We start from the raw sequence: 18113 nt of genomic DNA, 5'->3' as shown, positions 1-18113 counted from the left end.
TTTATTTTCAGATTATTTCGTCAAATTAACATCCTTATCATAGCTTATAAAGAAGAAAGCGCCAAGCAGAAAATGATATAGAATCAAAGGTTTTTTTGATTTGCAGCTAACATCTATAACAAACATTCTTCATTAAAAAAACTTCCGGCAAAATGCCGAAAGTTTAGATCCCCGTTCCCTCCCTCACGATAGGAAAATCAGTACCAGGTTGTAAAATGTAAATGCGCATTTGTAATCATGTAACCGTAATGGGCGTCAGTGTTAGACAGGACTCGAACCATTAGGGCTGCCCCTAAGCCCGTACCATTAAGTTACCTTCCAATTTTCCCATTGGTGGGTTGGTACTCGCCTTTTCCATCGCTACCTGCAGGCTGTCCTACTCAATCAAGCTGGTCAACCAGTTTAATTCCTGAATTCTTGTATCAAGCTGACGATATTCCTGTGACAGATCATCCACCCGTTTTTGTGTTTTCTTCACATTAATTGTGGACACGGACTTGATTTCCGTACGGGAATACCGGTCGTGACGAACAGAAGCCTGTTCAGCAAGCTCACTGAAAATCCTTCGTTCCTGTCCAATCAGCTCCCGCTCTGTTAATGCATCTGCAAGCGATCTTTCTTCATCAAAAGAGGTTGTAAGGTTTGTCCGATTAATTCCCTGAATAAGCTCCTTTAGCTGCTTTAAAATCTGAAGCAGCTCTTTTTGGAGATCCTTAGGGTCTTCATTCGGCTCTTCCCCATCCTGAACTCTCGCATTCTGAATAAGGCGATGCCTCAATTGTTCAATTCGTTTTTGATAATCCGCTCGTAAAATCAACGCTTCTGCCAGTTTCACCGAACCCCTCCTTGACCATTGCTGTTTAATTACTTATTTTAACATTACTATTTTGAATTTACAGTTTTTTTATTGATAAAAGGTTGTATAAGCGATCAACGTTCTACTTTCTCTTAGGTCTTCAAAATTAAAAAAGCAATCAGCCCTCCTAGAGAGTCAATCGCTTTTTGCTATTCCTTATTTATGCAGACTCACGGTGAAGTAAATGATGTAAATTTGCTTTTTCAAGTAAATCTGTATCACTTACGTTCACTTGTGCCTCAAATTGCACTTCGATCCACCATTGAGGTGAAAACGCGGGCCGAATTTTACGTACCAATAGAGTAAGCGGTACATTACGTTTTAACAAGGCGTGCAAAGCTTTATTATAGATTCCGGGCACGTACCCTAAATGAATGTTATTGGCGGTCAATATTTTCACTGCAAAAGGATCCACTATATTATCAGGTTCCAACTCCAACTTTAAAAGATCTCCAGCGCTCACTGCGTGCATCCACGATTTATGAATAGACGTCTGGTGACGCATCCCGTTTATGAAAAATGAAGCGCGTAATGAATCCTTGTACAAGCGTAAAGGCGGCTCAAAAGTATAAGGATCATTTGCTAATGCGCCACGTGTAGCTTGAAGTATATCCATTCGATCTGAATTTAAGGATAAATTGAACTCTCCCATAAAATCTTCGTATCCTATTCGCGATCGATCAGGTATTCGACGATTAAATGATTCAAACAGATGGTCTGATTTATAAATCTTGTCCAATACCGGAAATGCCGGATGGTGTGAATATCCACTTTCAATTGCAGCTTTTAAATTTCGAGTTGAGTCACTTTTTATTGAATATTCAAATGTATAAAAGCTGCCGTCAAAAGACAACGTACCGATATGATAGTAGCTATCATTTTTTTTGTTCTTCCATATCAATAAAAGTGATTTCTGCTTTATCATTTGGCAGACCCTCCTTTCAGTTTTTTTATTATCTGTTGCTGTCTATATGATATGTATTGAACAAGAAATTTCTTTCTGGTTTCTGAAATTAAAGGTAAGTTACTGCAGTATTCCTCAAAATAATCAATATCAAAAGCTTCAAGTTTGTCTAAGAAACGATTTGAGTACTGTGGGTATTGAGTAAATAAATAATCTAAAATAGATGTTACTTTTATTTTAGGTGACTGATTATTGTCTAACCCAATCTTTAATAGTGTATTTTTATATAATCTATGCATTACTTCAGGGGAAGTTAAAATTATTTTTAATCGCTCATCCGGCAATTGCCACCCTAACGATGCACCATTATCATATAACGGACTAGAAAACACTTTGTCCTGCCTGTATAGCAGCTGCCAATTATGACCGTGGCGATCCTGGTTGCCAATTAATATATCAAATAAATTCATGTAAACAAAGTTTTCCTTCAAAATATTATAATGCTTAAATTGTTCAAATAGTAGTAAAAAAGCTCTCATGCGTTCTTGATTGGGAAGAGACGAGCCATGTAACTTTTCGTATTCACTTTCAAACTGAGCTGCCATTAGAGAGGCGATGGTTTCTCTATCCTCTGCTTTTGTTTATTGACCAAAATGTTTCATTAAGCAACCACGCCTACCCTTATAATAAGCCATTTCAGCATTTACAGATGACAAATCCAGCATTTTTGCAATTTTTGATGCGATAACTTCGTTAAAATCCTCCCAGTTTGTTCTCATTCCATCAAATGGTCTAGGAAATTTCATTACGTATTGAATCCCTTGTGGAGAAACAGTTTCAAATTTTTCTAACGTACTATTTTCTCCATACCCTATAATTGGCCAATCTGATATATCTTTCAAATGGAGCCTCCTTTTACTTTTATTTAAACCATTTGCTTGTATTTCATGAAATTTTGGTGTCTATATGAAGTTCTGTAACTCCACAGAGTTTACCTTCAAAGCTTTGATAAAATTATACCTGCTATAAAGCTTAGAATTTGTGTTCCAAACTAAATTACTTAAATATTCATTCTTCTGATTATTAACTGTTCTGTTTAAAAGCTGCTAAATTTTTTATCTTCATTCCTAAATGGATAAATGTGTTAATATTAATCAGGAACTTTTTATATACGCAGTAACCTTAACTATTCAGACATTAATACTTTATGTGAATCTAACAATATATCTTTTTGAAGAGGTTTTGAACGTGAGATCAAATTTTGGGTTATATAGTGTGCTTTTTTTAATGGCCACAATATTTTTAAAAATATCGGGATTGCTCAGAGATATGACAGTCTCTTTTTACTTTGGTGTCAGTTTAAGTACAGATGCCTATTTTGTAGCATTTAATATGGCAAACATGGTTATTCTTTTTCTAAACACCGGTATGAAGAATGCTTTAGTACCCACTTACATTGATGCGGTAAAAAATGAAAGAGGACCTTATCATTTATCCTCAGGTAATGAAAGGTACTCTTTTAGTTAGCATCTTCCTGTCTCTTTTGGGTGCTGCTTTGGCGCCTCTTTACATTCCTATTCTCTATGGCGATTTACATCCTCAAGCATTAGAAGCAGCCGTACTGCTAACCATCATCTATTTTTCTTCAATCACAGCAGTGGGGATGAACGCAGTTTTAGAAGCATATTTTGATTCGAATAGCCGCTTTACCATATCAGTTCTTTCTCAAATAGTAGTAATAAGCTCTTCGATCCTAAGTACTGTTCTTTTTGCGCACACTCTTGGCATTTATTCTATAGCTCTTGGGTATGTCGCTGGAACCGTTTTGTCTCTTCTCATCAAAGTTTTTTTCTATATTAAAAAAGGAACCTACACCCTCAAGGGCAAAATGGATTGGAAAGAAATCAAAGATTTTTATATCGTGTTTTTTCCTGTAGCGGTTACCGTAATGATAGGTCAAATTAATTTAACAGTAGATAATATATTTGCCAGTCAATTCCCTGAAGGAGCTGTTACCTATATTAATAATGCTAAAAACCTGGTTCATTTCCCACAAGCCATAATTGGGGTAGCGATTGCGACTCTTATTTTTCCAATGCTATCAAAAGCTCAGTCAGCGAAAAATCCAGACTTATTTAAGTCGGGCCTGCAAAGAGGATTTTCCTTATTGTCTCTCATTTTGCTTCCTGCTTTAGCAGGTATAGTGTGGCTGATGCCTTCAATTATTGAGGTGATTTACCAAAGGGGAGAATTTACAGAGGATGCGACTGCGGCTACTACAAACGTAGCGTATTTTTATATAGGTTCCGTTCTTTTCTTCAGTCTGCAGGCTATACTAAGTAAAGGATTTTACGCTCTGCAAAAAGGTCAAATTATTCTAAGAATTGGACTTCTGTCTATACTGCTGAACATTTTTTTGAATTTTTTCTTAACCAAAGCACTGAATAGCTATTTAGGAATTCCTTTAGCCTCCTCATTAGTAGCTTTGATTTACTTTGTTATAAGTTTTTACCTTTTCATTAAGTTGACGGGTAGATTTAATTCACTTGACCTGACGATGGATCTGTTGAAAATTGTACTATCCGTAATTATCATGATGACAGCCTTGTATACTCTTAGAATACTTACCCCATCCCTGCCAAGCCTTTTAAATACAGCCACGGCAGCGTTGGTTGGTGCAACCGTCTATACACTATCAATCCTTGCTTTAAGGGTTTCTACAGTGAGGTTTTTACTATCGTTTATTACGAAAGGAAGAAGAAATTAATAACTCTTTATTCAAAAAAGGGGCTGGGACATTGTCCCAGCCCCTTCATTCATTTATTAATTAAGCTGTACGAACCGTAAAATTAACATCCATATTGCCGCGAGTTGCGTTGGAGTAAGGGCATACCTGGTGGCCTTCTTCTACTAATTGGCGCGCCACGTCTTCTTCTACTCCTTTAATCAATACGTCCATTTCAACGGAAAGGATATAGCCTGCGTCTCCTTTGTTGAGGGATACATGCGCTGTGATTTCAGAGCCTTCGTGCTGAATATTTTTTTGCTGCGCCACGATGTTCATAGCTGAATCAAAGCATGCTGCGTATCCTGCTGCGAAAAGCTCTTCCGGGTTGCTTGCACCTTTTGTGTCTGCACCAGGCATTGGCATAGCCAGTGGAAGGTCAAATGAGCCGCTTTCTGATGTTACGCGTCCCTGACGTCCGCCGACTGCTGTTGCGGTTGAAGTAAATAGTTTCTTCATACATGATTCCTCCTGTAAACTATGATATATTTAAGTTGTGTACAATTTAATTTTACACAACTTAAATTTATTTGCAAATTATATGTTTCTCTCAGGAGGAGATTTTTTGAATCCATTATCGTTATCCAACCAATTATGCTTTCCGTTTTACGCCATTTCCAAGGAAATAAGCAAGCGGTACCGTCCTTTATTGGCACCCCTCAACCTGACCTACCCCCAATATCTCGTCATGCTGGTGCTATGGGAACAGGATTTCATCCCATTAAAATCAATCGGAGAGCGCCTGCAGCTTGATTCCGGAACGCTGACGCCTTTAATAAATAAATTAATTGAGATGGGCTATGTAAAGAAAACCCGCAACCCTGAGGATGAACGTCAGCTTGTGATCACTCTGACAGAAAAAGGCGGGGCTGTAAAAGAGGATGCACAGGAGATTCCTGCAAAAATTAATGAAGTACTGGGACTGGATGAAGAAGAATTTATCCGTTACAGAAGACTGCTGGACGAATTGGCTTGCCGCCTGGATCTGTCCGGGGGCGAGGAAAATTGCGAATGACAAGGATATGGGCAGAGTAAATGGGGCACTTTTATACATTCCCTTTTCACTCTGCCCTCTGTACTACATAAAAAATCCGTGTAACGCTCCAAGCAGGGTGAATATGATCAGGTGATCCCCTGCTGCAATGGTAAAATTCTTTTTCGTGATTAGCCCAAAGAGGGAATTTTTAAAATAAACAAGTGTGATGATGGCTCCAATGATAAAACCAATGAGTGCACCCTGAGCCATTCCGTCTGCACCAGTGCTTTGAACCAGAATTCCGATAAGAAATGAACTGATAAAAGCAATAACAATAGAAATGACGTAATGAATGGGAGGGGTGCTCTGTCCCTTTTTATCCTTCAATAGGATGGAATAATAAATTGTGCCATAAATAATGTAGAGAATTGCCCCAAAAAGCACGGCAATAGGTGAACTGTATGCGATCATATACGATCCCTCCAAATTAGTCAGGCTCGATGGGCAAGGCGATCGCGTAGATCCGCGTTTGAAGTGTAAGCTGATCCTCATCCTCCTTCATTTCGATAAGCTCAATGGGATTGCCAAGGTACCGGAAACCGGATTGCGGCAGCCAGTAGCTGTACAGCTCTGAATAACACTCAATTAACGTCCCCCGGTCCTCATAGCAAACCGGTTCATCAAATTCAACCAGGACGTATCTTCCCCCTTTAAACGAAAAACGCTCTTCATCTTCGTTTCCAACAGCTGATACCGCCAACCGGCAGTCATAAAAGCTTTTTTCGGGAGGGGTAATATACGGATTGTTTCTTGGTATGCCGATCATGAGCGTGGATGACGAGATGATTTCTCTTGATTTCCCCCAGCGGTAAAGACCTTCCCATACCTCAGGAATCCCTTCAACATATGAGCCAATGTGATAGCGATTAATTGTATAAGCATCAGGAAGGCGAATCACCTTCACCTTTTTTAAATCGAGCCATTTAAATTCATTATAGGACTCATTCTCCTCGTCTGCTTTCAACTTTCTGCTGAGAACTTTCGATTTCTTGCGATTTGCATATTCTCTTGGAAAACGTTCAAGGTAGGCACCGTTCCTCCAATTTTTCGGGCTCGTTTTAAAATAGTTTGTAAAGGAGTACGTAAAGTAGGATAACGAAGAAAAGCCGCAATTCATGCCGATTTCTGTAATGGAGCGATGCCGCTCATAAATAAGCATATGAGCCGCATGCTCAAGCCTGATCCGCTTTACATACGCAGCTGGCGTTTCTCCGATCATCTCTTTAAACAGCCGCTGAAAATGAAAGGTGGAATACGTCGATTTTGAGGCTAAATGCTGCAGAGACAACTCTTCTGTCAGGTGCTCTTCTATATAATCAATTACTTTCACCATTATTCTTTGCTGTTCTTCATGATAAAGCATATGGAATCCTCGCTAACTTTTCTATTGGTTTTGATCATACAGAAAATTCTTAGGCTGCACCCACAATTTTTTGAATGGGTAAAACAGCCTTGCCATCACTGCTGTTTTACCATGAAATAGTTCATTTGGAGAGTAAGTTTGAAGACGTGCGGGGTTACGTGAAGTTAACTTTGGATGTGTTTTTTCAAACGGAAGATTTCTTTATCATGCTCTTGGTTTTTGTGCAGCAAATAATCATTATTTTGATTATTGACGTCTTGTTTTTGGGAAATATGTTTAAGCATAGACATAATTTCTGCCTGACGCTCATGCTCCATGCGGTCAAGCTGTGTATGAACCCCTGTGAATTTCTCTTTAAGCTGCGTGCGGATTCCAGTAAACTGGCCATCGTGTTCTTTTAACTGCGAACGGATTCCGGTAAATTGCTCATCATGTTCCTTCAGCTGTGTGCGGATTCCAGTAAACTGTTCATCATGTTCTTTCAGCTGTGTGCGGATTCCGGTAAACTGCTCATCGTGTTCCTTCAGCTGTGTGCGAATTCCGGTAAACTGTTCATCATGTTCTTTCAGCTGTGTGCGGATTCCGGTGAACTGCTCATCATGTCCCTTCAACTGCGTGCGGATTCCGATAAACTGCCCATCGTGTTCTTTGAGCTGCGTGCGGATTCCCGTAAATTGCTCATCATGATTTTCCAAACGCTCATTGATTCCATCAAAGCGATGATCTACTTTTTCAAAGCGGCTTTCCATATTCTTTTGAAGCTCGGCAATCGCTTTTAAAATATCATGTTCCATATTTTTACCTCCTTTCTTTTATAGTAGTAGTATAAAATGCCGGAGGATGAAAGTATAGTGTTACGTGAAAAGCCCATACTATCCGACCTTTTTGCAGACGTAGATCATTCTTGCGATTTGCATATCCTCTTAGGAAACGCTCTTGGGAGGCACCTTTCCTCCAATTTTTTGTTTTAAAATAGCTTATTACGGACGTCTTCTTAGCTTTTCTGCATAGAATCCCCCATTGATGATCAGACCATTAATACTCAGGAAACTCCAGTCGGGCACCCTTATGGATGTCTTCTGTCCCAGCTTCCACTGCTGTTTGATAGTACCGGCATTTGTGCTCAATCATTTCAATCGTCTTTTTCATTTCTTCTAACTGTGCCTCTACACAGGCCTTTCTTTCAAGAAACATATCATAGCGCTGCTGTAATGTAGCATCCCCTTCTGAACACCAGTCGATAAAATGCTTGATTTCTTTTATCGGCATTCCTGTTGATTTGAGGCATTCAATCATTCTCAATGCGTCAAGGTCTTTTTCTTTAAACCGCCTTGTGCCGCTTTCGGTTCGCTCCACAAAGGGTATCAATCCTTCTTTATCATAATAGCGCAAGGTGTAGGCGGTTAAATCCAGGTATTTTGCTGCTTCACTGATGGAATAGGTTTTCATGCATTTTCTCCTTTTACACAGTAGATTTCGAGTTAACTATAAGTATTGAAATGATCTTATCAGCCCGTATTCTCTCTGTCAAAATTCTCAGCATGTTCATTCTTGACCTAGAGTTAACTGTAGGGTTTAGACTGAGGGCAAGAGTCAGGGAACCAGGAGATTGCTCCAGGTCCGTTTCTCTTAAACTAACAAGTGGAGGTTTTTATATGGTAACTGCAAAAGCCAGAGCGGTACACGGTCCCGATCAAAATTTTCGTGAAGCTGAACTTAAGCGTCGTGAATTGGACACTACGGATGTACTGATTGAAATTAAATTTGCCGGCATTTGTCATTCTGATATTCATACTGCACATGGCGAATGGGGGGAAGTAAACTACCCTCTTGTTCCCGGACATGAAATTGCAGGAATTGTCACTGATGTAGGAGAAAATGTGACCAAATACAAAGTGGGAGACCGCGTAGGCGTAGGCTGCATGGTGGATTCCTGCGGGGAGTGCAAGAACTGCCGTGAAGGAGAAGAACAATATTGCTTGAAAGGAAATATCCCGACGTATGCCGGAACCGATAAGTACGGTGAACCGACTCAGGGTGGCTACTCCACACATATCGTGGTTACAGAAGAATTTGTTCTCAGCATCCCTGAAAGCATCGGATTGGATGAGGCCGCTCCTTTACTATGCGCGGGTATTACCACCTTCTCCCCTCTCAACCACTGGAATGCGGGACCTGGTAAAAAAGTGGCGGTAGTAGGAATGGGCGGACTTGGTCATATGGCCGTGAAAATTGCTCATGCAATGGGAGCAGAAGTAACCGTTCTTTCCCGTACGCTCAATAAAAAGGAAGATGGTCTGCAATTCGGCGCAAAAAACTACTTCGCGACAAGTGACGAAGATACCTTTACCGAGCTTGCCGGCACCTTTGACCTGATTATTAATACGGTCAGTGCAAAGATTGATCTGAATGCCTATCTGTCCCTGCTGGCATTGAATGGCTCTCTTGTAAATGTCGGAGCACCTGCAGAGCCCTTGGAAGTCAACGCCTTTTCATTGATTCCTCACCGCCGCTCCTTCGCCGGTTCGCTTATAGGCGGCATCCGTGAAACCCAGGACATGCTGAACTTCTGTGCAGAGCACAACATTGCGCCGAGCATTGAGATCATCTCGGCTGATGACATCGATCATGCGTATAAACGCGTGCTTGACTCTGACGTTAAATACCGCTTCGTTATTGATATCAGCACAATGTAATCGAGGTGACCTGACTTGAAAATGGATGAGTTCATATCGTTTTGCAGGGAAGGGAATCCGATTTCAGGAGAGGATCGGCATTTACATGACTTGTTGGTCCAGTGCAGCTTTGAAGCTCAAAAGATCACAATGAAATTAAATTCTCATTTCCACTCAAAAGATAAAATTACGGAGCTTTTCAGTGAGCTGACTGGCAAGAAAGTCGATTCTTCTTTTATGTGTTTTCCCCCATTCCACACTGACTTTGGAAAAAATATTACCGTTGGGAAAAACGTATTTTTCAATACCGGATGTTCTTTCCAGGACAGGGGCGGGATTCACATTGGAGATGGATCGATGATCGGCATGAACGTGACAATCTGCACATTGAATCACGGTCTTCCCTTAAAAACGAGGAATACTACTTTCTCTTCTCCTGTCGTCATTGGCAGAAACGTCTGGATCGGTTCAAGCGCGACAATCCTGCCCGGTGTGACAATCGGAGATAATTCGATCATTGCCGCAGGCGCAGTCGTGACTAAAGATGTTCCGGGTGATCGTGTAGTGGCCGGTGTACCCGCCAAAGAAGTAAAGGGAATTAATGAATAACCCACAGTCTGAGGAATGACTTACCCTCTGCATTGGGGTGAAACAAAAGGTCTGCTGTCCCATTTGTGGCAGCAGACTCTTTTTAAATAGACCGTACTTTTCTACACACATAAACCATTTCCATGCTGTCATCTGTCACAGGTGTATCATTCCAGTCCTCATACACGGCAGCAATATCAAATCCATTTGCGTAAAGAATGCGTTCCATTTCTTTCGGAAAGACGTATCGTAAACTGATTTTTGTGCGCTTCTCATCCACCAGTTCACCGTGACTGTTTTTAAACTTTCGAATCGTAGTGTAATGCTGGATCTGATTTAGAGCGTCATAGTGACTGAGGGTCGAAACATCCACTTTGAAGTCACGATCCGTATACGTTCTCCAATATTCCTCTGTACTCGGCTGAAGCAGCTCCTCAGCGCTTGGAAACCTTGTCCCGAAAATAAAGATGCCGTCCGTTTCCAAATGCTCATTTACAGAAGAAAGCAAGCCGTCCTGCGCTTCATTTGTTAAAAAGTGCTGAAAGGAATTGCCGACAGAATAGACCAAATGACTTCTAAAGTTTAAATTAAGCTTCGTACAGTCCTGCTCGATCCAATCAATGTTCAAGCCCGCGACAGCTGATTTCTTTTCGGCTTCATTCAGCATTCCCCTATGAATATCCACTCCTGCAAGACGGTATCCTTTCTGAGCTAACGGAATGGTCACTCTCCCCGTGCCGCAGGCTAAATCGAGAATCGTTCCCTGCGTGTTAGAAGCCCACTTTAGTAAAAAGGGCAATTCGGAAAGATAGTGCTCATTTTCTTTATCGTATAGTGCGGGGTCATTGTATTCTTCAAAATTATCTAACGACATGTAGTGGCTCCTTATTATTTCGTCTTAGCACCGTCAATTCTACCATATTAACTGACTTTTCTTACTTTTAACATAAAAAATCCTGTTCTCTCCAGATGAGACAACAGGATTCTGATTAAAACGCTTTGCGCTGATAAATAAGCGTGGTAAATCCCCACGACACGGTATAGAACACGATGGCAATGATGGCTGCGCCAGAGTATAAAACCGTTTCTGAAGTCTCAGTAAAGAATTGTGCAATCGCCGGAAGATGATCCCCTAAAACCCTTACCAGAAAAGGTCCCATTAAGGCACCTATAATAATCACAAACATGAGGGTCGCTGTTATATAGCCCTGTTTTAATATGTAGAACAGTGGAAAGGTAATCGCTCCAAATAGCAAGAAAGCGCCTGCTCCCATCCCTACATCTACGACTGAAAAGTCTTTGCTGAATAGCAGCATTGCAATGATTGATAATCCGATGGCCGCTGCCATGTAGAAAAGAGCACCGAGGTAGCGTGCCGCTATAATTTCTTTACGTGTATACGGCAGCGAATTCAATAGAATATTTACGTCTGATTTTTCATCATATGCGTATGCATTAAAAGGCACATATACACTGGCTACGAAAAACGTCAAAATGGGGTGTACCTCCATCAAAGTAAAAAACAAAATAAAAGGAATGAATACAAGAATCAATTTCTTCTGCAAGATCACGTCTCGTCTGATCAGATTAAGCATAGCTTTTCCTCCCTTTTGTATAAAACATGATATCCTCAAGCGTAGCCCGTTCAATCATGACGGAGGATCCAAATACTTCTCTTACTGCATTCACATTATCCGTCAGAGCTTCAAAGCCCGTCGCTGCGCGCTGTACATGCACAAAGGATTTTTCTGTATCTCGATCCAGCAGATCTGTGCCGCCCTTCACGAGTGCATAGGTTTCAGACACCTCGTGTACCGTTTGATTAAAGACGAGTTCTCCGCGGTTTAAAAAGGCAATATAATCCGCTATCCGCTCAAGATCCGTTGTGATATGGGTAGAAAACAGGATTGTCCGTTTCCCGTCAAGCATCAGGTCCTGCAACAAATCGAGCAGCTCACGCCTGAAAACCGGATCCAGCCCCGCCGTCGGCTCATCCATGATTATCAGTTCTGCCTCATGTGACAGTGCAATCGCAAGTGACGCCTTCATCTGCATGCCTTTTGAAAAGGTTTTAATCGGTTTTTTAAGCGGCAGCTCAAACATTTCAACATACTGATAAAACAGCTGATCGTTCCAGTGTTTATAGGCCGGTCCGACAATTCTCTTAATATCCTTTAAATTCAATCCTTCAAAAAACACATTGCCGTCATAGACAAAACCAATCCGTTCTTTAATCGCTTTTTCATGGGATGCGTAGTCCTGTCCGAATACCTTCACATCCCCCGCGTCAGGCTGGATTAAATTCATCATCAGCTTTATAGTTGTCGACTTCCCCGCTCCATTGGCTCCGATCAATCCCGTTACATACCCCTGCTTTACCTGCAGATTCATCGTCGGAATCGAAAAATCCTTATACGTTTTCGATACATTATGTAAATCAATCACATGCTCCATCTCATTCACTCCCTGTATAAAATGTCCAGCAGCTCTTTCATTTCCTCTAGAGACAGGCCAATCTCACGGCTGTTTGAAATGACCGCAGACAGCTGCTCCTCAATCACCTTCAGCTTCTTTTCCCTGATAACCTCTAAGTTCTGCTCTGCGACAAACGAGCCTTTGCCGACAACAGAATAAATGAATCCTGCCTTCTCAAGCTCCTCATACGCGCGCTTCGTCGTAATCACGCTGATATGCAAATCCTTTGCAAGCTGACGGATCGAGGGAAGCGCTGCCCCCTCCTCGAGCTCACCTGCCAAAATAGATGACTTCACCTGGTTCGCAATCTGCTCGTAGATCGGCTCCTTTGAACTGTTGGAAATTAAAATCTGCATGGTAATCCCTCTTCATCATTAATGATATATTGTATATATACTTTATATACACTATACACAGACAGAAAAAGATATGCAATGATTTATTTAAAATAATGGCATTGTTAAAGGTTAAGGTTGTTTTTCAATACGACAAAAGAGACCGGGACAAAAAATGTCTCAGCCTCTTTGACCGGTTCGCTGCACTGCAGGTGGACGCTTTTGTTGGCGGTCTGATTGTAGACAGTATCGGGCTAATTCACACACCATGGATTGGAGCGGTGATGGTTGCAGGTGCAGTACTACTGACGCTTTATCTGAAAAAAATAGAAGAGCAGTCAATGGTGAAGCAGAATCAAAAGGTGGGGTAACCCGCCTTTTTGATTAATGATCATCTTTCACAAAAAACAACACAAGCACAGGGCCCGCAATCGGAATCCACGCCAGACCTTTTCTATTCGCATCAGGATAAAATCTGTGTACCGCATTCACAGACAGCCCCCACAAAATAAACCAGTCAACCGTCATAACAGAGACCAGGCTTGATTCCATAAATGCTTCACGATATCCGGATAAAGAAATTCCCTGTAAAAGGGTAAGCAAATTTCCGAAAAAGAAAATGAGTAATAAGATCAGCCAGATGTTTGATCTCAGTATGCGCAGTATCCATTTTGGTGTTCTTAAACCGCGTTTTGCAGGACGGTCACCAAATGCAAACCATGGAAGCAGCGCAAACGCGCCTCCGGCAAATGAAGCTAACGAAAACGGCCATGCAGGCCATTTTTGACGGTCATTGCGTAACAAAATCGTGAGGAAAACCAAAGGGAAAATACCTAATGAGTTAAAAACAGTCAGTACAAGCGGATCGATCTCATCCCAATTCCCTGCAAATACCTGCTCCATGACGGGGTCTGAACCCTCAGAGCCCGGTGCCAGGAAGACCGCGTATGCAAGGAGGAATAACCAAATTACCATAAACTTCATCTCATCACCTCTTTTCAATATCATACTTGAAAGAAGTGGAAGCAGGCGAACAAAAGGCGGTTGATGGGTAATAAAAAATTCGTCCGCAAAAGCGAACGAATATTTTTCTTAGCCGGCAATCATACCGCCATCTACGATGAATTCAGATCTGGAAGACTAGCAGAACTCATCTGAAGCGAGATACAGACATAGATGTGATACTTCCTCGGGTTCAGCACTACGTCCAAGCGGAATTACCTGTAGCATCTGTTCAAGAACAGCTTCAAGCTCAAGTGTCTGGGTCATTGGAGTTTTAATAATACCCGGGTGTATAGAGTACACTCTGATGCCCAGTGGTCCAAGCTCAACAGCTGCCGATTTTGTCATTCCGCGTATGAGTTTTCAAGGCTCAGGCTTTCAAGCGGCTCCTGGATCACAATTCCTGCATTGTTAACGAGGATATTAATTGGTCCAAAGTGTTCCTTGGCTTTTTCTACAACGTGCTTCCAGTCATCTTCGCTCGTTACTTCGTGTTTGAAGAATAAGCAGTTTTCTCCAAGCGCTTCTGCAGTTTTTCCCCGTTCTCAGTCAGTACATCTGTAATAACAACCTTTGCACCTTCGTTGATAAAACCCTCCTGTGCCTGATTTGACAGCATATCTGCCAATGTTTAGGGTGTGCAGAAACGCACCTTTTACACCTCTTAACCTTATTCCACTAACCTGCAATTGGTGATTCAAATATCAGCAACGACCTTTAACATAGCTAAAATAAATACAAAAAATAATGCATAAGCAATTACTGCCCATGCATCGTAGCTTGATTTAGTTCCTTTTTAACCTTCAGTGTCTATGCTGCTGTTCTCTTAAAAGGTTAGCTCAGTCAAAATTCAATCAATAATAATATGCTGAAAATCAATCATTCTTTTATCTTTGCGAAAGCTGTCAGGTGACATCCCAATCATCTTTCTGAAAACCTTACTAAAATAGTTAGCATTTGTATATCCGGTTTCTACTGCAATTTCTTGTATTGGTTTATTGGTCGTAATTAAAAGCTCCATTGCTTTTTTTATACGTGTTTTCGTCAGGTATTGAATGGGAGTTGTTTTTAAATATTTTTGAAATTTGTTGGTGAAGTAATACTTGGAGAGGGCTGCCCGTTTTGTAATGTCTTCAAGGGACAGCGGTTGGTCATAATGCGTTTCTATAAAGCGGACAGCTTCACGAAGATCATCTGGCAGGTTAAGGTTGGTGCTGCTCATCCCCAGTGAATAGCGGTAGAGCTCCATAATGAATTCATATCCCTGGGCAGACGAGATAAACGTGTCACTAATGCCTTGTCTTAAAGCAAATTGATAAATTTTACGAAGCGTAAATATGAGGGGACTAGCTGCATCTATCTTCATCACCATGCCAAATTGGTCAATCATTTGACTCCAGCATTCTTGCGCTTTCGACCCTTCGAGAGTAATAAAGAGAAATTCCCAGCCCGGGCTTTCTTCAGGAAGATAATAGCAATGCTCCCCCGGCACTTTAACGATAAAGGCCTCACCAGGTTTAATGGTGTACGTATTTTCTCCAGTTTGAAAATGTCCATAGCCGCTAATTGTATATTGAAAAATACAAGTATTGTGGTCATTATGACGAAATCGGCCATCCCAATAATAATCCGTGGAGATCCTCTTCTCACACCCTATGGACGTAATACGGACCGCTTCAGTCAAGGGTTCTTTTGGAATATGATAAGCCAGACTGTTATGGGTTTCATCCTTTTCATAGAGCAATATATTACCCTCTTCCCCATTTTATTTACCATTGTTGTCCAAATGAAAGCGTTGTATTATTTGGTATAAGATTTACCTTAATTAATATGGAGTAAATAATCAACTGAAAATGTTATGGGAGGGTCACAATGAAAAAGATTACATTCATCGGAGCCGGAAGCACGATTTTCACTAAAAATGTATTAGGGGACTGCATGCTGTCACCTGCTCTGCAGGAATTTGAATTTGCCCTGTTTGATATCGATCCAGACCGTCTTTCAGAATCTGACGTGCTATTGAATGCGTTGAAAAGAACAGTAGGATCAGACGTGACGATTAAGACGTACTCGAACCGGAAAGAAGCGCTAGAAGGAGCAAAATATGTAATCAATGCCATCCAGGTTGGCGGCTATAAACCGAGCACCGTCATTGATTTTGAGATTCCAAAAAAGTTTGGTCTTCAGCAGACAATCGCTGATACGATTGGCATCGGAGGATTATTTCGAGCCCTGCGCACTATTCCCGTTATGCTGGACATCGCCAAGGACATGGAAGAGGTTTGCCCCGATGCCTGGCTATTAAACTATACCAATCCCATGGCCGCATTAACTGGAGCAATATCCCGCTATACGAAGGTGAAAATGGTTGGTTTATGCCACAGTGTACAGATATGCACGAAGGATTTATTAAGAGATCTAGAAATCCCTTATGAAAACATTGAAGAGCGCATTGCCGGAATCAATCATATGGCCTGGCTTCTTGAAATTAAATCAAATGGCAAAGACCTTTATCCTGAAATTAAAAAAAGAGCGAAAGAAAAACAAAAAACAATGCATCATGACATGGTTCGTTATGAATTAATGGACAAGTTCGGTTTCTATGTAACTGAATCCTCTGAACATAACGCTGAGTATCATCCTTATTTTATAAAAACCAACTATCCTGAACTAATTGACAGATTTAATATTCCGCTGGATGAATACCCGAGGCGCTGCGAAGCACAAATTAACGGCTGGCTGAAAACAAAAGAAGACCTCCTGCACGAAAAGAACTTAACCCATGAACGTTCAAAGGAATATGGTTCCCGCATAATTGAAGCCATGGAAACAAATGTCCCCTTCGTGTTTGCCGGCAATGTACTAAATACGGGAGGACTCATTTCCAACCTGCCGGAAAAAGCAGTGGTAGAGGTGCCGTGTATTGCCAACCGAAACGGTGTTACACCGGCTTATATGGGTGAGTTACCGGAGCAGCTGGCGGCACTCAACCGTACAAATATTAATACTCAGCTCCTAACCATTGAAGCCGCTATGACAGAATCAACCGAAAAAATCTACCAGGCGGCCCTGCTTGACCCTCATACTGCAGCTGAACTTTCTATGGATGACATTATTCGTTTATGTGATGAATTAATTGAAGCGCATGGCGATATGCTTCCTTCTTGGACAAAATAAAAGCGAGCCCGGGACAAACGACCGGTTCGCTGCACTTCAAGCGGACGCTTTCCGCAGGGACGACGCTGAGCCTTCTTGGGCTTTGCCCTGCGAAGTCTCAGCTTGCCGTCATATCCTGCTGGAGTCGCCGCCTTCCGCTTCGCTCACCTCTTTCTATAGATAACTAGTTCCCCCGCTTACATTGGTTCTCTTTCTGTATTTAACTATTGGCAATTATATACTATAATACAAATTATGGATATACCATTCTCGAAAACGTAAAATAGGATGTGCCTTAAATGCTAATAGTCAAGAGAAAGCAATTTGAATTCATAAAAACGATTCCAGTAACGATGAGTTTTATACTAATCTATATAATCTTCACGCTTTGTGCTTTATTGCTTGGAGGCTACGATGAAGAAGTTCGTATTCGATTAGGCGCATATGACCAGCAACTAGTCCGTGAAGGACAAGTATGGCGCCTCTTTACGTATTCACTTGGGCATATGAGTTTGTTTCATCTTATAATTAATCTCCCCTTTATGTTCTTTTTTGCACGGCCTTTAGAAGAAATGATGGGTAGTTTCAAATTTATGGTAAGTTGTATTTCACTAAGTATTTTTGCTGGGTTGATTATTTATTTATTTTCTGACTACCCTTCTCCATTAGCAGGTTCATCCGGGTTAGGATTCGGCTTTCTTGGTGTTTTCCTTGTCTTACTTTTTTTAAGACCGGAATATTTTACAACCCATCAAAAAGCAATGATTTCCCTATTCATTATTCTGGCTTTTGCAGGAACGTTTTTTATAGCTGATATCAGCAAGGCAGGACACATCGGGGGATTCATAGGGGGTATTATATTATCTATTTTCTTTTTACGTACGAGGTTACTGCTCAAGAGGAACTCTGAAACAGAAGCTTTCCAGCGTTAGTCAGCT

Annotated in this window: 23 protein-coding genes and 2 pseudogenes; 8 read left to right on the top strand and 17 right to left on the bottom strand. The window is 41.2% G+C overall.

Features of this window, described 5'->3' with window-relative positions; all coding sequences use genetic code 11:
- Nucleotides 1-376 precede the first annotated feature (376 nt).
- The 4 genes from P6709_RS11975 to P6709_RS11960 form a co-directional block, all read right to left on the bottom strand.
- The gene (locus P6709_RS11975; protein WP_278241159.1) at nt 377-835 is read right to left on the bottom strand and encodes a DIP1984 family protein; all 459 of its coding nucleotides are present in this window, start codon (nt 833-835) and stop codon (nt 377-379) included.
- A gap of 181 nt (nt 836-1016) precedes the next feature.
- Nucleotides 1017-1781 (bottom strand): HIRAN domain-containing protein, encoded by a 765-nt coding sequence (locus tag P6709_RS11970; protein ID WP_278241158.1) that lies wholly within the window; start codon nt 1779-1781, stop codon nt 1017-1019.
- Nucleotides 1778-2365 carry a hypothetical protein gene (locus tag P6709_RS11965; protein ID WP_278241157.1) on the bottom strand — a complete coding sequence of 196 codons (588 nt, stop codon included), beginning with the start codon at nt 2363-2365 and terminating at the stop codon, nt 1778-1780. The genes P6709_RS11970 and P6709_RS11965 overlap by 4 nt, the downstream gene beginning before the upstream one ends.
- A gap of 36 nt (nt 2366-2401) precedes the next feature.
- Nucleotides 2402-2662, bottom strand: coding sequence for a hypothetical protein (locus P6709_RS11960; RefSeq protein WP_278241156.1), 261 nt, complete (start codon nt 2660-2662; stop codon nt 2402-2404).
- 346 nt (nt 2663-3008) lie between these two features.
- Here P6709_RS11960 and P6709_RS11955 point away from each other — a divergent pair, with 346 nt between their 5' ends.
- Both P6709_RS11955 and murJ read left to right on the top strand, forming a co-directional pair.
- Complete coding sequence (locus P6709_RS11955) at nt 3009-3287, top strand: lipid II flippase MurJ (RefSeq protein WP_278241155.1); 279 nt, start codon at nt 3009-3011, stop codon at nt 3285-3287.
- Nucleotides 3265-4527, top strand: a complete 1263-nt coding sequence (gene murJ, locus P6709_RS11950; protein ID WP_278241154.1) for a murein biosynthesis integral membrane protein MurJ — start codon at nt 3265-3267, stop codon at nt 4525-4527. The genes P6709_RS11955 and murJ overlap by 23 nt, the downstream gene beginning before the upstream one ends.
- A gap of 60 nt (nt 4528-4587) precedes the next feature.
- Here murJ and P6709_RS11945 read toward each other — a convergent pair whose 3' ends face one another.
- Nucleotides 4588-5004 (bottom strand): organic hydroperoxide resistance protein, encoded by a 417-nt coding sequence (locus tag P6709_RS11945; protein ID WP_278241153.1) that lies wholly within the window; start codon nt 5002-5004, stop codon nt 4588-4590.
- Between the two features lie 106 nt (nt 5005-5110).
- Between P6709_RS11945 and P6709_RS11940 the strand changes: the two genes are divergently transcribed.
- Nucleotides 5111-5560 (top strand): MarR family winged helix-turn-helix transcriptional regulator, encoded by a 450-nt coding sequence (locus P6709_RS11940; protein ID WP_278241152.1) that lies wholly within the window; start codon nt 5111-5113, stop codon nt 5558-5560.
- A 63-nt stretch (nt 5561-5623) separates the two neighbouring features.
- On the opposite strand, the gene P6709_RS11935 is transcribed toward P6709_RS11940, so the two are convergent.
- The 4 genes from P6709_RS11935 to P6709_RS11920 all read right to left on the bottom strand — a co-directional run bounded on the left by P6709_RS11935 (nt 5624) and on the right by P6709_RS11920 (nt 8393).
- Complete coding sequence (locus P6709_RS11935) at nt 5624-5992, bottom strand: DUF1761 domain-containing protein (RefSeq protein ID WP_278241151.1); 369 nt, start codon at nt 5990-5992, stop codon at nt 5624-5626.
- Nucleotides 5993-6008: 16 nt separating this feature from the next.
- A complete protein-coding gene (locus P6709_RS11930; protein WP_278241150.1) occupies nt 6009-6944 on the bottom strand; it encodes an AraC family transcriptional regulator in 936 nt (311 codons plus the stop codon).
- A gap of 164 nt (nt 6945-7108) precedes the next feature.
- Nucleotides 7109-7738, bottom strand: coding sequence for a hypothetical protein (locus P6709_RS11925; protein ID WP_278241149.1), 630 nt, complete (start codon nt 7736-7738; stop codon nt 7109-7111).
- A 241-nt stretch (nt 7739-7979) separates the two neighbouring features.
- Complete coding sequence (locus P6709_RS11920; RefSeq protein WP_278241148.1) at nt 7980-8393, bottom strand: MerR family transcriptional regulator; 414 nt, start codon at nt 8391-8393, stop codon at nt 7980-7982.
- A 206-nt stretch (nt 8394-8599) separates the two neighbouring features.
- Between P6709_RS11920 and P6709_RS11915 the strand changes: the two genes are divergently transcribed.
- Together P6709_RS11915 and P6709_RS11910 are read left to right on the top strand one after the other, a co-directional pair.
- Nucleotides 8600-9640, top strand: coding sequence for an NAD(P)-dependent alcohol dehydrogenase (locus P6709_RS11915; RefSeq protein WP_278241147.1), 1041 nt, complete (start codon nt 8600-8602; stop codon nt 9638-9640).
- Between the two features lie 21 nt (nt 9641-9661).
- On the top strand, nt 9662-10228 hold the full coding sequence (locus P6709_RS11910; RefSeq protein ID WP_278241146.1) for a sugar O-acetyltransferase: 567 nt from the start codon (nt 9662-9664) through the stop codon (nt 10226-10228).
- A gap of 82 nt (nt 10229-10310) precedes the next feature.
- Here P6709_RS11910 and P6709_RS11905 read toward each other — a convergent pair whose 3' ends face one another.
- The 4 genes from P6709_RS11905 to P6709_RS11890 form a co-directional block, all read right to left on the bottom strand.
- Nucleotides 10311-11081 carry a class I SAM-dependent methyltransferase gene (locus tag P6709_RS11905; protein WP_278241145.1) on the bottom strand — a complete coding sequence of 257 codons (771 nt, stop codon included), beginning with the start codon at nt 11079-11081 and terminating at the stop codon, nt 10311-10313.
- A gap of 115 nt (nt 11082-11196) precedes the next feature.
- Nucleotides 11197-11802, bottom strand: a complete 606-nt coding sequence (locus tag P6709_RS11900) for an ABC-2 transporter permease (RefSeq protein WP_278241144.1) — start codon at nt 11800-11802, stop codon at nt 11197-11199.
- Nucleotides 11795-12661, bottom strand: a complete 867-nt coding sequence (locus P6709_RS11895; protein WP_278241143.1) for an ABC transporter ATP-binding protein — start codon at nt 12659-12661, stop codon at nt 11795-11797. Before P6709_RS11895 ends, P6709_RS11900 begins: the two co-directional genes overlap by 8 nt.
- Nucleotides 12662-12666: 5 nt before the next feature.
- Entirely contained in the window at nt 12667-13038 is a 372-nt protein-coding gene (locus P6709_RS11890) for a GntR family transcriptional regulator (RefSeq protein WP_278241142.1), read from the bottom strand.
- A gap of 185 nt (nt 13039-13223) precedes the next feature.
- On the opposite strand from P6709_RS11890, the pseudogene P6709_RS11885 reads away from it, so the two are divergent.
- Nucleotides 13224-13388, top strand: a pseudogene (locus P6709_RS11885) (MFS transporter); the annotation flags it as partial.
- Between the two features lie 13 nt (nt 13389-13401).
- On the opposite strand, the gene P6709_RS11880 reads toward P6709_RS11885, so the two are convergent.
- From P6709_RS11880 to P6709_RS11870, 4 genes and pseudogenes are all read right to left on the bottom strand, one after another.
- On the bottom strand, nt 13402-14001 hold the full coding sequence (locus P6709_RS11880) for a hypothetical protein (protein WP_278241141.1): 600 nt from the start codon (nt 13999-14001) through the stop codon (nt 13402-13404).
- A gap of 156 nt (nt 14002-14157) precedes the next feature.
- Complete coding sequence (locus P6709_RS11875) at nt 14158-14367, bottom strand: SDR family NAD(P)-dependent oxidoreductase (protein WP_278241140.1); 210 nt, start codon at nt 14365-14367, stop codon at nt 14158-14160.
- A pseudogene (locus P6709_RS20540) lies at nt 14364-14540 on the bottom strand (SDR family NAD(P)-dependent oxidoreductase); the annotation flags it as partial. The gene P6709_RS11875 and the pseudogene P6709_RS20540, both read right to left, overlap by 4 nt.
- Nucleotides 14541-14869: 329 nt before the next feature.
- Nucleotides 14870-15763 (bottom strand): AraC family transcriptional regulator, encoded by an 894-nt coding sequence (locus tag P6709_RS11870; protein ID WP_278241139.1) that lies wholly within the window; start codon nt 15761-15763, stop codon nt 14870-14872.
- 128 nt (nt 15764-15891) lie between these two features.
- On the opposite strand from P6709_RS11870, the gene P6709_RS11865 reads away from it, so the two are divergent.
- Both P6709_RS11865 and P6709_RS11860 read left to right on the top strand, forming a co-directional pair.
- Nucleotides 15892-17196 (top strand): alpha-glucosidase/alpha-galactosidase, encoded by a 1305-nt coding sequence (locus P6709_RS11865; RefSeq protein ID WP_278241138.1) that lies wholly within the window; start codon nt 15892-15894, stop codon nt 17194-17196.
- Nucleotides 17197-17474: 278 nt separating this feature from the next.
- Entirely contained in the window at nt 17475-18107 is a 633-nt protein-coding gene (locus tag P6709_RS11860) for a rhomboid family intramembrane serine protease (RefSeq protein ID WP_278241137.1), read from the top strand.
- Nucleotides 18108-18113: the final 6 nt, after the last annotated feature.

The sequence above is a fragment of the Jeotgalibacillus sp. ET6 genome (genome assembly GCF_029667115.1).
Lineage (GTDB): Bacteria > Bacillota > Bacilli > Bacillales > Jeotgalibacillaceae > Jeotgalibacillus.
This window is presented reverse-complemented; position numbering and strand designations above follow the sequence as displayed.

Bases quoted from the DNA above. Each gene is read 5' to 3' on its own strand.
- P6709_RS11970 (WP_278241158.1), bottom strand. From the start codon at position 1,781: ATGATAAAGCAGAAATCACTTTTATTGATATGGAAGAACAAAAAAAAT.
- P6709_RS11965 (WP_278241157.1), bottom strand. From the start codon at position 2,365: ATGGCAGCTCAGTTTGAAAGTGAATACGAAAAGTTACATGGCTCGTCT.
- murJ (WP_278241154.1), top strand. From the start codon at position 3,265: ATGAAAGGTACTCTTTTAGTTAGCATCTTCCTGTCTCTTTTGGGTGCT.
- P6709_RS11945 (WP_278241153.1), bottom strand. From the start codon at position 5,004: ATGAAGAAACTATTTACTTCAACCGCAACAGCAGTCGGCGGACGTCAG.
- P6709_RS11935 (WP_278241151.1), bottom strand. From the start codon at position 5,992: ATGATCGCATACAGTTCACCTATTGCCGTGCTTTTTGGGGCAATTCTC.
- P6709_RS11930 (WP_278241150.1), bottom strand. From the start codon at position 6,944: ATGCTTTATCATGAAGAACAGCAAAGAATAATGGTGAAAGTAATTGAT.
- P6709_RS11925 (WP_278241149.1), bottom strand. From the start codon at position 7,738: ATGGAACATGATATTTTAAAAGCGATTGCCGAGCTTCAAAAGAATATG.
- P6709_RS11920 (WP_278241148.1), bottom strand. From the start codon at position 8,393: ATGAAAACCTATTCCATCAGTGAAGCAGCAAAATACCTGGATTTAACC.
- P6709_RS11915 (WP_278241147.1), top strand. From the start codon at position 8,600: ATGGTAACTGCAAAAGCCAGAGCGGTACACGGTCCCGATCAAAATTTT.
- P6709_RS11910 (WP_278241146.1), top strand. From the start codon at position 9,662: ATGGATGAGTTCATATCGTTTTGCAGGGAAGGGAATCCGATTTCAGGA.
- P6709_RS11905 (WP_278241145.1), bottom strand. From the start codon at position 11,081: ATGTCGTTAGATAATTTTGAAGAATACAATGACCCCGCACTATACGAT.
- P6709_RS11900 (WP_278241144.1), bottom strand. From the start codon at position 11,802: ATGCTTAATCTGATCAGACGAGACGTGATCTTGCAGAAGAAATTGATT.
- P6709_RS11895 (WP_278241143.1), bottom strand. From the start codon at position 12,661: ATGGAGCATGTGATTGATTTACATAATGTATCGAAAACGTATAAGGAT.
- P6709_RS11890 (WP_278241142.1), bottom strand. From the start codon at position 13,038: ATGCAGATTTTAATTTCCAACAGTTCAAAGGAGCCGATCTACGAGCAG.
- P6709_RS11880 (WP_278241141.1), bottom strand. From the start codon at position 14,001: ATGAAGTTTATGGTAATTTGGTTATTCCTCCTTGCATACGCGGTCTTC.
- P6709_RS11875 (WP_278241140.1), bottom strand. From the start codon at position 14,367: ATGACAAAATCGGCAGCTGTTGAGCTTGGACCACTGGGCATCAGAGTG.
- P6709_RS11865 (WP_278241138.1), top strand. From the start codon at position 15,892: ATGAAAAAGATTACATTCATCGGAGCCGGAAGCACGATTTTCACTAAA.
- P6709_RS11860 (WP_278241137.1), top strand. From the start codon at position 17,475: ATGCTAATAGTCAAGAGAAAGCAATTTGAATTCATAAAAACGATTCCA.